Annotated in this window: 12 protein-coding genes; 10 read left to right on the forward strand and 2 right to left on the reverse strand. The window is 38.6% G+C overall.

Annotation, left to right across the window (positions count from 1 at the left end; genetic code table 11):
- Window positions 1–54: 54 nt before the first annotated feature.
- Together hflX and ACB089_RS01300 are read left to right on the forward strand one after the other, a co-directional pair.
- The gene (gene hflX, locus ACB089_RS01295) at window positions 55–1341 is read left to right on the forward strand and encodes a GTPase HflX (RefSeq protein ID WP_374964908.1); all 1287 of its coding nucleotides are present in this window, start codon (window positions 55–57) and stop codon (window positions 1339–1341) included.
- Between the two features lie 417 nt (window positions 1342–1758).
- Window positions 1759–3246, forward strand: a complete 1488-nt coding sequence (locus ACB089_RS01300; protein ID WP_374964910.1) for a peptide MFS transporter — start codon at window positions 1759–1761, stop codon at window positions 3244–3246.
- Window positions 3247–3453: 207 nt separating this feature from the next.
- Here ACB089_RS01300 and ACB089_RS01305 read toward each other — a convergent pair whose 3' ends face one another.
- Together ACB089_RS01305 and ACB089_RS01310 are read right to left on the reverse strand one after the other, a co-directional pair.
- The gene (locus tag ACB089_RS01305) at window positions 3454–3792 is read right to left on the reverse strand and encodes a hypothetical protein (protein WP_374964911.1); all 339 of its coding nucleotides are present in this window, start codon (window positions 3790–3792) and stop codon (window positions 3454–3456) included.
- Between the two features lie 81 nt (window positions 3793–3873).
- Window positions 3874–4239 (reverse strand): hypothetical protein, encoded by a 366-nt coding sequence (locus ACB089_RS01310; RefSeq protein WP_374964913.1) that lies wholly within the window; start codon window positions 4237–4239, stop codon window positions 3874–3876.
- Between the two features lie 223 nt (window positions 4240–4462).
- Between ACB089_RS01310 and ACB089_RS01315 the strand changes: the two genes are divergently transcribed.
- From ACB089_RS01315 to ACB089_RS01350, 8 genes are all read left to right on the forward strand, one after another.
- Window positions 4463–5608, forward strand: coding sequence for a M20 peptidase aminoacylase family protein (locus ACB089_RS01315; protein WP_374964914.1), 1146 nt, complete (start codon window positions 4463–4465; stop codon window positions 5606–5608).
- Window positions 5608–6432 carry a GNAT family N-acetyltransferase gene (locus ACB089_RS01320; protein WP_374964915.1) on the forward strand — a complete coding sequence of 275 codons (825 nt, stop codon included), beginning with the start codon at window positions 5608–5610 and terminating at the stop codon, window positions 6430–6432. The genes ACB089_RS01315 and ACB089_RS01320 overlap by 1 nt, the downstream gene beginning before the upstream one ends.
- A 22-nt stretch (window positions 6433–6454) precedes the next feature.
- Window positions 6455–7561: an o-succinylbenzoate synthase gene (gene menC / locus ACB089_RS01325; protein ID WP_374964917.1), complete on the forward strand. Its 1107-nt coding sequence runs from the start codon at window positions 6455–6457 to the stop codon at window positions 7559–7561.
- Window positions 7562–7638: 77 nt separating this feature from the next.
- Complete coding sequence (locus ACB089_RS01330; RefSeq protein WP_374964918.1) at window positions 7639–8691, forward strand: hypothetical protein; 1053 nt, start codon at window positions 7639–7641, stop codon at window positions 8689–8691.
- 276 nt (window positions 8692–8967) lie between these two features.
- Complete coding sequence (locus tag ACB089_RS01335; RefSeq protein WP_068984916.1) at window positions 8968–9918, forward strand: ABC transporter permease; 951 nt, start codon at window positions 8968–8970, stop codon at window positions 9916–9918.
- Entirely contained in the window at window positions 9911–10864 is a 954-nt protein-coding gene (locus tag ACB089_RS01340; protein WP_368637575.1) for an iron chelate uptake ABC transporter family permease subunit, read from the forward strand. Before ACB089_RS01335 ends, ACB089_RS01340 begins: the two co-directional genes overlap by 8 nt.
- The gene (locus tag ACB089_RS01345) at window positions 10861–11622 is read left to right on the forward strand and encodes an ABC transporter ATP-binding protein (RefSeq protein WP_068984914.1); all 762 of its coding nucleotides are present in this window, start codon (window positions 10861–10863) and stop codon (window positions 11620–11622) included. Before ACB089_RS01340 ends, ACB089_RS01345 begins: the two co-directional genes overlap by 4 nt.
- 65 nt (window positions 11623–11687) lie before the next feature.
- Window positions 11688–12698, forward strand: coding sequence for a siderophore ABC transporter substrate-binding protein (locus tag ACB089_RS01350; protein WP_374964921.1), 1011 nt, complete (start codon window positions 11688–11690; stop codon window positions 12696–12698).

The raw sequence follows: 12698 nt of genomic DNA on the forward strand, positions 1-12698 counted from the left end.
AAGATGGAGAAAATTTGTCGTAGTAGTACTAAGGTATTGGTGGGAGGTTTGTGGATGGATAGAATTAAAGAAGTAGATATTTTATTGGAAAAAGCCATTTTGGTTGGCGTAAATTTACGGAATGATGAGCATTTTGATTATTCAATGGAAGAGCTAGAAAATTTAGCTGAAGCTTTAAATGTTGAAGTTGCTGGCATTATCACGCAAAACTTAGAGCGCATTACGCCATCTCATTATGTTGGTACTGGTAAAATTGAAGAAATAAAAAACTTTTATGATGAAGCACAAGCGAATTTAGTGATTTTTAATGATGAATTATCACCTTCACAAATCCGTAATTTAGAGCGTGATTTAGAGACGAAGGTTATTGATAGAACGATGTTGATTTTGGATATTTTTGGACGTCGTGCTAAAACACGTGAAGCACAGATGCAGGTCGAGTTAGCTCAATTGCAATATATGCTACCGCGATTAGTCGGCTTGCATGCGTCTCTCAGCCGTCAAGGTGGTGGCACAGGTGGTGGCTTTAAAAACCGTGGTGCTGGTGAAACAAAACTAGAACTAGACCGTCGAAAAATTGAGGATCAGATTGCGAAAATTAAGAAGGAGCTAGAGCATGTAAAGGAACAACGAGAGACGCAGCGTAAGCAACGACGCAAAAACGCTATCCCTGTCGTTTCCATTGTTGGTTATACGAATGCTGGTAAGTCAACTATTATGAATCAGCTACTTGCTAAGATAGGGCAAGAAGATCATAAACAAGTGTTTGAAAAGGATATGCTTTTTGCCACACTTGAAACATCTGTCCGTCAAATAGAATTGCCAGATAAAAAGACATTCTTATTAACAGATACAGTTGGTTTCGTCAGCAAACTACCACATCATCTAGTAAAGGCGTTCCGCTCAACATTAGAAGAAGCTCGCGATGCCGACTTATTATTACATGTTGTGGATGTTTCTAATTCTGAGCACGGTTTTATGATGGAAGTAACAAATGAAACGCTTAAAGCGGTCGGTGTTGAGGGGATTCCGACAATTTATGTATATAATAAAGCTGATATAGCAAACGTCCCACACCCTGTTGTCAGCGGTGATAATATTTGGATTTCAGCGAAGCAAGGGATTGGATTAGAGGAATTACTACAAATGATACGTCAGCATATTTTCTCTGATTATATAACATGTAAAATGCTTATTCCGTATGAACAGGGGAATATCGTATCTTATTTAAATGAACATGCCTCTGTCTATGAAACAGCATATGAAGAAAATGGTACGTTGCTAACACTAGAGGTAAAAGAAGCGGATTATGCAAAATATCAGCAATTTGTAATTAAATAACCAACTACATTATTGTTCTAAAAGTATGCCAGAGGTACTTCGCTTCTAGCATGCTTTTTTTGTTAAAATACGTCATCGTGAAAGCAGTTTTGTATCGCGGCACATGAAATTTCAGATAATCCTAGCTAGTTTGTTAAAAAAATAAAAAATCTGACTATAATATATTTTAGAATAATTTTTTGTGGGGTTTGTAATTTAGTATGTATCGAGGAGTAAAAAACTTAGGAATATCAATGGTTTTGGTATAATTACAGAAAAATCATTCAGAATATATAGAAAAGTGATAAATTTTCAACATTTTTTAAAACTCTTGAAAAAGTTTTTAAAACACTTTAGTATGATGAAATAAAGTTTTTTATCCTTATCAATGGGTAATAATATTTTTATTAAATAATGAAATTGGGAGAGGATATTTTTATGTCTACTAAAGATGAAATTGTAAAATCCGTCCCTCAAAATGGCTTTGTCGGACACCCTAAAGGGCTCTTTACATTATTTTTCACAGAATTTTGGGAACGATTCTCATACTATGGTATGCGAGCAATTCTGATTTTCTTTATGTATTATGAATTGAATGAAGGCGGTCTAGGTCTGGATCGTGGAACAGCGAACTCCATTATGGCCATCTACGGCTCACTTGTTTATATGTCGGGAATAATTGGTGGCTGGATTGCCGATCGACTGTTAGGTACACGTAGAACTATTTTCTATGGTGGCGTGTTCATTATGATTGGTCATTTACTGCTAGCGTTACCTGGTGGCGTGGGCATGTTATTTGCGTCAATGGCCTTTATTGTCATCGGGACAGGCTTATTAAAACCGAATGTTTCTAGCGTTGTTGGAGATGTTTATGCTGAAACTGATAATCGTCGTGATGCAGGTTTTTCAATTTTCTATATGGGTATTAATATGGGGGCATTCATTGCACCATTTATTGTCGGAACAATTGGACAAAAGTATAGTTTCCACCTTGGCTTCGGTATGGCAGGGTTAGGGATGTTAATTGGTTTAATTGTTTATAAATTAACAGAGAAAAAATATTTAGGCAAAGCAGGCTTACAAGTAAACAATCCATTAAAGCCTGAAGAGCGAAAAAGAGTCTTTACACGATTCGGAATTGCTGCTTTACTGATCATCATCGTAGGTGGGATTGGCATCAAAACTGGTGTATTGACAGTGGATGTTTTTAGTTTAATCATTACGGCTCTTGGGGTTATCATTCCAACCGTGTTCTTTATTGTTATGTATCGCAGTGAAAAAACAACAAATGATGAGAAGTCTCGTCTACTTGCATATATTCCGTTGTTTTTATCAGCAGTGATGTTTTGGGCGATCCAGGAGCAGGGCGCTACAATTTTAGCTACGTATGCTGATTCACGTACACAGTTGAATGTTGGCGGCTTCCAGCTTCAATCTTCCTGGTTCCAATCGTTAAACCCATTATTCGTCATTACGTTGGCGCCATTATTTGCAACGTTGTGGTTAAAATTGGGTGATAAACAACCATCTACACCACGTAAATTTGCATTTGCGTTATTCTTCGCAGGATTATCATTCTTAGTTATGATGATTCCAGCATATTTATCAGGTGGGGAAACTTTAGTAAGCCCATGGTGGTTAGTACTATCATTCTTCTTAGTTGTGATTGGGGAGCTATTACTATCTCCAGTGGGGTTATCAGCCACTACAAAATTGGCTCCAAAGGCTTTTGCTGCACAAACAATGTCACTATGGTTTTTAACAAGTGCCGCAGCGCAAGCTATTAACGCACAGCTTGTAAAGGTTTATGAAGCGGTAAGTGAATTCACGTACTTCGGCTTCTTAGGTTTCTTATCTATTGTTTTAGGGATTATAATCTTAATACTTTCGCCGATTATTTCAAAAGCTATGCGAGGTATTAACTAATTAAAAGGTGTGAGTACAGTTATTTAAATAACTGTACTCACACCTTTTTTTGTATTAAGGGGCATGGAAAATTTAGAAGAGCTGGAGTGGAGGATAGAAGAGCTAAGTGACGGATAGAGCTATCGAAGCGACGGAAAGAAGAGCCTAAGTGATGGAAAGAAGAGCCAAAGTGACGGATAGAGCTATCGAAGCGACGGAAAGAAGAGCCTAAGTGATGGAAAGAAAGGCCGAAGCGACGGATAGAACCGTCAAAGTCGTGGATAGAGCAGCCGAAGTCGTGGATAGAGCAGCCGAAGTCGTGGATAGAACCGTCAAAGTCGTGGATAGAACCGTCAAAGTTGTGGATAGCCCCGACAAAGCAACGGAAAGAAGAGCCAAGGCGACGGATAGAGCTATCGAAGCGACGGAAAGAAGAGCCAAAGCGACGGATAGAACCGTCAAAGTCGTGGATAGAGCAGCCGAAGTCGTGGATAGAACCGTTAAAGTCGTGGATAGAGCAGCCGAAGTCGTGGATAGAACCGTCAAAGTCGTGGATAAAACAGCCAAAATTGTGGATAGCCCCGATAGAGCAACGGAAAGAAGAGCCAAGGTGACGGATAGAGCTATCGAAGCGACGGAAAGAAGAGCCTAAGTGATGGAAAGAAAGGTGAAAGCGACGGATAGAACCGTCAAAGTCGTGGATAAAACAGCCAAAATTGTGGATAGCCCCGACAAAGCAACGGAAAGAAGAGCCAAGGCGACGGATAGAGCTATCGAAGCGACGGAAAGAAGAGCCAAAGCGACGGATAGAACCGTCAAAGTCGTGGATAGAGCAGCCGAAGTCGTGGATAGAACCGTCAAAGTCGTGGATAAAACAGCCAAAATCGTGGATAGCCCCGACAAAGCGACGGAAAGAAGAGCCAAGGTGACGGATAGAACTATAAATAGAGCATCATAAAGCATCATGTCCTGTAATAATGCCTTCGTGATGTTGCTACCGCTACACTTACGCACAAAAATCCATGTTGCTCCAAGCAACTCATCGGACGCTTTACGATAGAGCTGAGTCGGAACGGAAATGAATCCAGCGTTATAGATGTGATCTATTTATTCACAGTCTGAGTGTGATTGGTTTTTTCGTGGAATAGATTTGCTGAATGTGGGTATAAGTTTGTAGAAAAGATTTTATTTTCGTTATAATAATCTTAATAGTATGAAAATTCAGGGGGTTGGTGCTATGAAGGAAGCTTTGAATCGTTTGAGGCCGAGATTAATGGAGATTTTCACGTATTTACACGCGAACCCGGAAATAAGCTGGCATGAGATAGAAACCACAAATTATATTTTTGATTTACTAACACGCGAAGGTTTTTCGCCGGTGCGCTTTAAAAACATTACAGGGCTTTATGTTGATGTGGGAAATGGTGAGCCTAAAGTTGGTTTGCGTACGGACATTGACGCGCTATGGCAGGAGGTAGATGGCGAATTTCGAGCGAATCACTCCTGTGGGCATGACGGTCATATGACGATGGCAATTGGTGCGCTATTACTTTTGAAAGAGCTTGCTCAATCATTCAACGGTACAATTCGTGTTATTTTTCAACCAGCTGAAGAAAAAGGGACAGGTGCTTTAGCTGTTTTAAAAGAAGGAATCATTGATGATTTAGACTTTTTATTTGGTGTTCATGTAAGACCTGTCCATGAGCTGGAAGATGGTACATATTGTGCTGCGTTGTATCATGGAGCCTCTCGATTGCTCGAAGGAGAAATTATTGGAGAAGATGCCCATGCTGCAAGACCGCATCTCGGCGTAAATGCGATTGAAGTAGGGGCGACTATTATAGAAGATTTAAGAACGATTCATACAGATCCAATGGTTCCGGTATCAATTAAGATGACAAAATTCCAAGCGGGAGGAGACTCTGGCAATATTATTCCGGGGAGTGCATCGTTCACCATTGATATTCGCGCTCAACAAAATGATGTGATGGACGCCCTTGCCCAAGGAGTAAAGCGAGTCATTGACTCCGCTAAGCTTTTGTATAAGGTACAGATTGAATTACGTACTGTAGCAAATGTAGTAGCAGCTGAGGTAGACCTAACTGCTCAATATATTATGGAACAGGCAATTGTTCAAGCGGTGGGGCTGTCGAAACTAAGAAAGCCAGTACGTACACCAGGAGGAGAAGATTTTCATCATTATGCTGTTCAAAGGCCGCATTTAAAATCTACAATGTTAGGTTTAGGCTGTGGATTAACACCAGGATTACATCATCCAAAGATGAGATTTAAGCAGGCAAGGCTAGTAACAGGAGTTGAGATCCTTACAAGAGCAGTATTGTTAGCGCTAGCATCGGGGAAAACAAAGGAGGATTCAGCATAATGTTAAAAAGAGTGCGTATACAAAAAATAATGACATCTACAGAGATTGCGGAAGTACAAACCTTGAACGCGGAAATTTGGGGGAGTCAGGCTATTCCCTTGCATCAATTGTTAGCAGTTGTACAAAATGGTGGACTTGTGCTTGGAGCATATTTGGGTGAAAAGCTAATTGGCTTTAATTATTGTTTTGTTGGTTGCCGTGAAGGGATGATGTATTTACACTCACACATGATTGGGGTGGAGAAAACATATCGTGAACAAGGTGTAGGTGAATTATTAAAGCATGCCCAGCAAGAATATGCAAAAGAACATGGATTTCAACTTGTACGATGGCTATTTGATCCGCTAGAAGCACGGATGGCTAATTTATCATTTTTGAAGCTCAATGCTTTTAGTTATCAGTATGAAAATGATTATTATGGTCCACTCCAGGATGATTTTAACGAGGGGCTACCTTCAGATCGTATTGTAATAGAGTGGTGGATTGAACGCGATCAAGTGGAGGATTCACTAGACGAATTGGAAGAAGAAGCTGAAGGGATTGTATCGTGGTCTTTGACGGTGGATGGTTTACCTGTGCTCGATATTGATAGTGAATTTCGGCGAGATCAATCATTTTATAAGGACGCCTATTTATTACCTATTCCTCAATTTTCACAAAAGATAAAAGTAGAGAGTCCTAAACTTGCAGAGGACTGGCGTTATAAAGTTCGTACTATTTTAACGATATTATTTGAACAAAATTATGCGATTGTTCGAATGAAAAAGCATGATGAATATGTGCATAGCTATCTGTTAGTCAGACGCTCCTTATTAGCTTTATAATGAGGATAAGGAGTGAATTTTTGTGAAACTAGAACAGATTACAGTGCGGCATATAAAAATGCCTATGAAAGCACCATTTTCAACGAGTTTTGGCACAATTGATGAAAAAGAGTTCTTACTTATAGAAGCGAAAGATCAATCGGGGACTGTAGGATGGGGAGAAGCTGTTGCCTTTGTAGCGCCTTGGTATACAGAAGAGACATTAAAAACAACATGGCATATGCTTGAAGACTTTTTGATACCCATCTTGTTACATAAAGAGATTGGGCATCCAGATGAAGTCAGTACATTGTTTTCCTCTATTCGTCGTAATTGCATGGCGAAGGCCTCTATTGAAGGGGCTATATGGGATATTTATGCTCAGCAAACAAAACAATCACTTGCTCAAGCGTTAGGTGGAGATAAGGAGCGAATAGAGGTAGGCGTTAGCGTAGGTATTCAATCTTCTACAGAGGCATTAATTGATTTATTAAAAGGTCATGTAGATAAAGGCTATAAACGAGTAAAAGTAAAAATTAAGCCTGGTCACGATGTAGAAGTTATTCGTGCTATTCGAGCTGAGATGCCAGATTTGCCATTAATGGTAGATGCTAATTCGGCTTATACATTGGACGATATGAATGTATTGCAGCAACTTGATGCATTTAATTTATTAATGATTGAGCAGCCATTAGCAGTAGATGATATTGTCGATCATGCTAAGCTGCAGAGAAAGTTAAAAACGCCTATTTGCTTAGATGAAAGCATCACCTCCTATGAGGATGCTCGAAAAGCGATAGAGCTTGGTAGTTGTGGGGTAATCAATATCAAAATAGGGCGTGTTGGCGGTTTAACGGAAGCTAGGAGAATTCATGATTTATGCGAAGTAAATAATATTCCTGTTTGGTGTGGTGGTATGTTAGAGGCGGGAATCGGACGAGCGCATAATATTGCATTAACATCACTCGCGAATTTTATATTGCCCGGAGATACTGCCGGCTCTAGCCATTATTGGTATGAGGATGTAATTATTCCGGAAGTAGTTGTAGAAGATGGTTATATACATGTGCCGAAATCTATTGGAATCGGATATGAGCCTAATATGAAAGTAATAGATCAGTTAACAATCAGCAAGAAGACCTATCGATAAAGTGAAACTTCATTCAGATGGGGATCCTGCCCGCTCTGAATGGTAGTTGAATACAGGATAAACGGGGAGAGAACTGATTGAAAAAAAGTTTGCAAATCGGTGGTGCCTATGTAGGAATTATCGTCGGTGCGGGGTTTGCATCAGGACAGGAAATCGTACTATATTTTACGAGCTATGGCTTTTATGGAATTTATGGTGCACTTATTGCTACGATTGGATTTGCTTTAGTAGGGATGTGCATTGCACAAATTAGCTCAAGGCTACGTACGAAATCACATAAGGATTTGATTTATCAAATTTCAGGTAATACTGTAGGTTTTGTGATGGATTGTTTACTGTCGCTCTTCTTATTTGGTGTAGCAGTAATCATGTTTGCAGGAGCGGGTGCTACTTTTCAACAAATGTTTGGACTGCCAGTTTGGCTGGGGAGTATTTGCATGATTGTACTTACTATAGCGACAGTTATGATGAATATGAAAAGCATTATAAACATTATTGCTATTGCCACACCTTATCTGCTAACAATTGTATCGATCATTGCGGTCTATTCATTAGCTACGATGGATTTAACTTTTGTAGAACAAGCTGTTATTGCACGGCAAGCACAGGCAAGCTCTAAAAGTTGGTGGGTTACGGCCTTACTGTATATGTCTTTTAATATCGGTGTATGTTTTTCGCTATTAACTGTTATGTGTGGATCTATCCGCAATGAGAAAGTGGCAGGGATGGGAGGCGTTATTGGCGGGATTTTGCTAGGAGCTTTAATTTTGCTTATTAACCTTTCCCTTCTTGCGAAAATGAATGTAATCGTTGGTATAGATATACCGATGCTAGTCTTAGCAAATGAGATTCATCCTCTAGTCGGTCTACTAATGTCAATTTCTCTATTAGGGATGATTTATAATACAGCAGTGGGGATGTTCTATTCTTTCATGGTAAGATTTTTAAAACCGAGCAGGCCTAGTTTTAAAATAGCTGCTGTCTTTATTGGTGGTTTGGGTTTTTTAGCAAGCCTTGCTGGTTTTACGACGCTTGTAGCAAAGTTATATGCTGTAATGGGGTATGTTGGTTTTATTTTAGTAGTTTTTATTGTTGTTGCATGGATCAGAGGAGTTCGACAAATGGCTTAATTGATGAGGTAATTGAGAAGGGATTAGTATTTTATTCTCAATTACCTTTTTATGTGTATGGGAAATGTAGAGCTATTCAACCTCGAAAATAATAGAAACCACGAAAATTACGTTATTATAGCGTGTTTTTTAAGGTTTCTTGAATAAAACGATATCAATTCTCAATTGAAGGTTGACTGAGAATAGAAACATGCTTATAATGAGAATCGTAAGTAATGATAATCGTTTTCATTAAAAAGTCAATTACGAGCAAAAATGAATCTACCGGGGATTACAATGAAAATAAGATATCTTTTAACAGCAACTGTAGTGTTGTCAATTGTGTCACTATTTATCGGTGTAGTAGATATTAAACCTAGCGACCTTTTAGACTTCGAATCAGAAGAAACTAGACTATTCTTAATTAGTCGTATACCGAGACTTGTAGCAATTTTGTTAGCAGGTGCAGGTATGAGTATTGCTGGTTTAATTATGCAAAGCTTAAGTAGGAATAAGTTCGTGTCACCAACAACAGCAGGTACTTTAGATGCTACTAAGTTGGGTATACTAATTTCGATGATGTTTTTCTCAAATGTCACGTATTTTCAAAAAATTACCTTCGCTTTCATATTTGCTTTAGCCGGCACATTATTGTTTATGCAAATATTAAATCGAATAAAGTTTAAAGATGCGATTTTTATACCGCTTATTGGCTTAATGTTTGGGAATATCCTTTCGTCGATTACAACGTTCTTTGCGTATAAGGCGGATATTATCCAAAACATTTCTGCATGGTTACAAGGAGATTTCTCATTAATGATGAAAGGTCGTTATGAGCTTTTATACATAAGTGTACCCGTGCTGATTATAGCTTACATGTATGCGAATCGCTTCACAGTGGCTGGAATGGGGGAGGATTTTGCAAAAAACCTTGGTCTCTCCTATAAATTCGTTATGAATTTAGGTTTAGTGCTAGTAGCACTTATTTCAACGACAGTGGTACTTACTGTTGGCGTGATTCCATTCCTTGGTTTAATCATTCCCAATATAATTTCCTTGTTCAAAGGGGATAATCTCGCTAAGACATTGCCTCATACAGCGTTACTCGGGATGTCTTTCTTATTAATATGTGACATTATAGGGCGTGTACTGATTTTCCCTTATGAAATTCCAATTAGTATGACGGTAGGCGTCATCGGAAGTGCGATCTTCCTATTTATGTTGTTTAGGGGGAAAGCATATGCGTAACCGTACAAAAATGTTGATTTTACTAGGGCTGGCTGTAGCTTCTATTTTACTGTATGTATTTTATGAACTTAATGGTAACTATCATTATGCGTTCCCTCGTCGCCTTATTAAAGTGTTTGCGATGTCGTTAACGGGGATTGCGATTGCTTATTCAACAGTGGTTTTCCAAACGATTACACATAACCGTATTTTAACGCCAAGTGTAATGGGACTTGATGCATTATATATGTTGGTTCAGACGTTCATCTATTACTTCTTTGGCTCGATGTCGATATTCGTCATTAACGCCAAATACAATTTCGTACTAGCTGTTTTAGCCATGGTTGTCTTTGCGTTAATTTTTTATCGTGTATTGTTCAAGGAAGGAAAACGCCCGATTTATTTCTTGCTGCTTGTCGGTATGATTGTCGGAACGTTTTTAGGAAGCGTATCAACGTTCTTCCAAGTATTAATAGACCCGAATGAGTTTTTAAGCTTACAAAGTAAAATGTTTGCAAGCTTCAATAATGTGAATTCGGATTTAGTGTGGCTTGCAGCTGTTGTCATAATCATTACCTTTATATATGGTTGGCGTCACATGAACCAATTAGACGTAATGTCCCTTGGTCGTGATACAGCAATTAACCTAGGGGTACCGTATGATAAGCTTGTACAGCGTATGCTCATAGTATCTTCGGTGTTAATCGCCGTTTCTACAGCTCTTGTTGGACCTATTACATTCTTTGGCTTAATCGTGGCAAATTTATCGTATCAATTTTTTAAGACGTACAAGCACTCTGTGTTAATCGCAGGTTCTTGTGTGATGAGTGTGATTGCTTTAGTCGGTGGACAGTGGATGGTCGAACGTATTTTTAATTTTGATACAACACTTAGCGTTATTATAAACTTTGTAGGTGGTGTGTACTTCATCTACTTATTATTGAAGGAAAGTAGGTCAGCAGGATGATCCAAGTAAAAGCAATCTCCAAATATTTTGGAAAAAAACCGGTCATTCAAGATGTCAGTGTCGACGTTGCACCAGGGAAAATTACGTCTTTTATTGGACCGAATGGTGCAGGTAAATCAACATTGCTTTCAATGGTAAGCCGTTTACTTAATGCAGACACTGGAGAAGTATTACTCGATAAATCCGAGGTACGTCATTGGAAGTCGGACGATTTTGCGAAGCGTGTATCGATTTTAAAGCAGTCAAATTATATGAATGTACGCCTAACAATTCGTGAACTTGTTTCATTTGGTCGTTTTCCTTATTCAAAGGGGAATTTAAAGCCAGAGGATGAGCAAAAGGTAGACGAGGCAATTCAATATATGAATTTAGATGATATGCAGCACAATTATTTGGATGAATTATCAGGTGGTCAACGTCAACGTGCATTTATCGCAATGGTTATTGCACAGGACACAGACTATATTTTGCTTGATGAGCCGCTCAATAATTTGGACATGAAGCACTCTGTGCAAATCATGAAAATTTTGCGTAAGCTGGTTGATGAGCTAGGGAAAACAGTGATCATCGTATTACACGATATTAACTTTGCTTCCGTATACTCTGATCATATTGTCGCATTAAAAAATGGACGTGTTGTCAAAGACGGTCCAACAAATGACATCATTAACTCTGATGCGCTTAAGGAAATCTATGATATGGATATCCCCGTTCAAGAACAGAATGGTTGTCGTATTTGCGTGTATTTTAACTCATAGAAGTAATAATGGATGGTTATATCCATCTGAATAATAAATAATAATGTTAAAGGAGCAATTTTACAATGAAGAATTGGAAGTTTCTTACTGTGTTAATGGCGATGATGCTATTAGTATTAGCTGCTTGCGGCTCAAAGGACGATGCAAAAAAAGAGGATACAGATTCTAAAACTGATAGTAAGCCTGCTGAAGAGAAAAAGGAAGAAGCTGCAGCTTACCCAATCACAATTCCAGGTAGCACTAATGGTGAGAGTACATTTGAAGAAGTAACTCTTAAAGAACAACCAAAGAATGTTGTAGTATTTGACTATGGTTTCCTTGATACTTTAGATGCTTTAGGCGTCGAAGTTGCGGGTGTTCCTCAAAAAACAGTTCCTAGCTATTTAAGCAAATATTCAGATACAACTTATGTAAATGTGGGATCTTTAAAAGAGCCTGATTTTGAAGCATTATCTTCAATGAATCCAGATATTATTTTCATTTCTGGTCGTCAAGCTCCTGCTTACGAAGAATTATCTAAAATTGCGCCTACTGTATATGTTGGTGTAGATAATGCTAATTTCATGGAATCATTCAAAGCTAATACTGAATTAGCTGGTAAAATCTTTGGTAAAGAAAAAGAAGCTGCTGATGCATTTGCTGCATACGAAGCAAAAGTAGAAGAAGTTAAAGCTAAAACAGCTTCATCTGATGAAAAAGCTCTAATCGTTTTAGGATCTGAAGGTTCATTATCTGCATATGGTCCTGGTTCACGTTTTGGTGTAATTCATGATGTATTTGGTGTAAAAGCTGCTGATGAAAACATTAAAGCTGAAACACATGGCGACAATGTAAGCTTCGAGTATGTACGTGAGACAAATCCAGATGTTTTATTTGTTGTTGACCGTGACTCTGCTGTAAACCCTGAAGGTGAGTCTGGTACGAAAGCTGCGATTGAAAACGAAATCGTTGGGGCTACTAACGCTGCGAAAAACAATAAAATCTTCTATTTAGATTCACAAGTTTGGTATTTATCTGGTGGCGGTTTAACTTCTGAAACTCAAAAAATTGATGACGTTTTAAAGGCGTTTAAATAA

Origin of the sequence: Lysinibacillus sp. RS10, from assembly GCF_041956855.1 — a bacterium.
Taxonomy (GTDB): Bacteria; Bacillota; Bacilli; order Bacillales_A; family Planococcaceae; genus Lysinibacillus; species Lysinibacillus xylanilyticus_A.

Bases quoted from the DNA above. Each gene is read 5' to 3' on its own strand.
- ACB089_RS01335 (WP_068984916.1), top strand. From the start codon at position 8,968: ATGAAAATAAGATATCTTTTAACAGCAACTGTAGTGTTGTCAATTGTG.
- hflX (WP_374964908.1), top strand. From the start codon at position 55: ATGGATAGAATTAAAGAAGTAGATATTTTATTGGAAAAAGCCATTTTG.
- ACB089_RS01350 (WP_374964921.1), top strand. From the start codon at position 11,688: ATGAAGAATTGGAAGTTTCTTACTGTGTTAATGGCGATGATGCTATTA.
- ACB089_RS01300 (WP_374964910.1), top strand. From the start codon at position 1,759: ATGTCTACTAAAGATGAAATTGTAAAATCCGTCCCTCAAAATGGCTTT.
- ACB089_RS01340 (WP_368637575.1), top strand. From the start codon at position 9,911: ATGCGTAACCGTACAAAAATGTTGATTTTACTAGGGCTGGCTGTAGCT.
- ACB089_RS01345 (WP_068984914.1), top strand. From the start codon at position 10,861: ATGATCCAAGTAAAAGCAATCTCCAAATATTTTGGAAAAAAACCGGTC.
- ACB089_RS01315 (WP_374964914.1), top strand. From the start codon at position 4,463: ATGAAGGAAGCTTTGAATCGTTTGAGGCCGAGATTAATGGAGATTTTC.
- ACB089_RS01320 (WP_374964915.1), top strand. From the start codon at position 5,608: ATGTTAAAAAGAGTGCGTATACAAAAAATAATGACATCTACAGAGATT.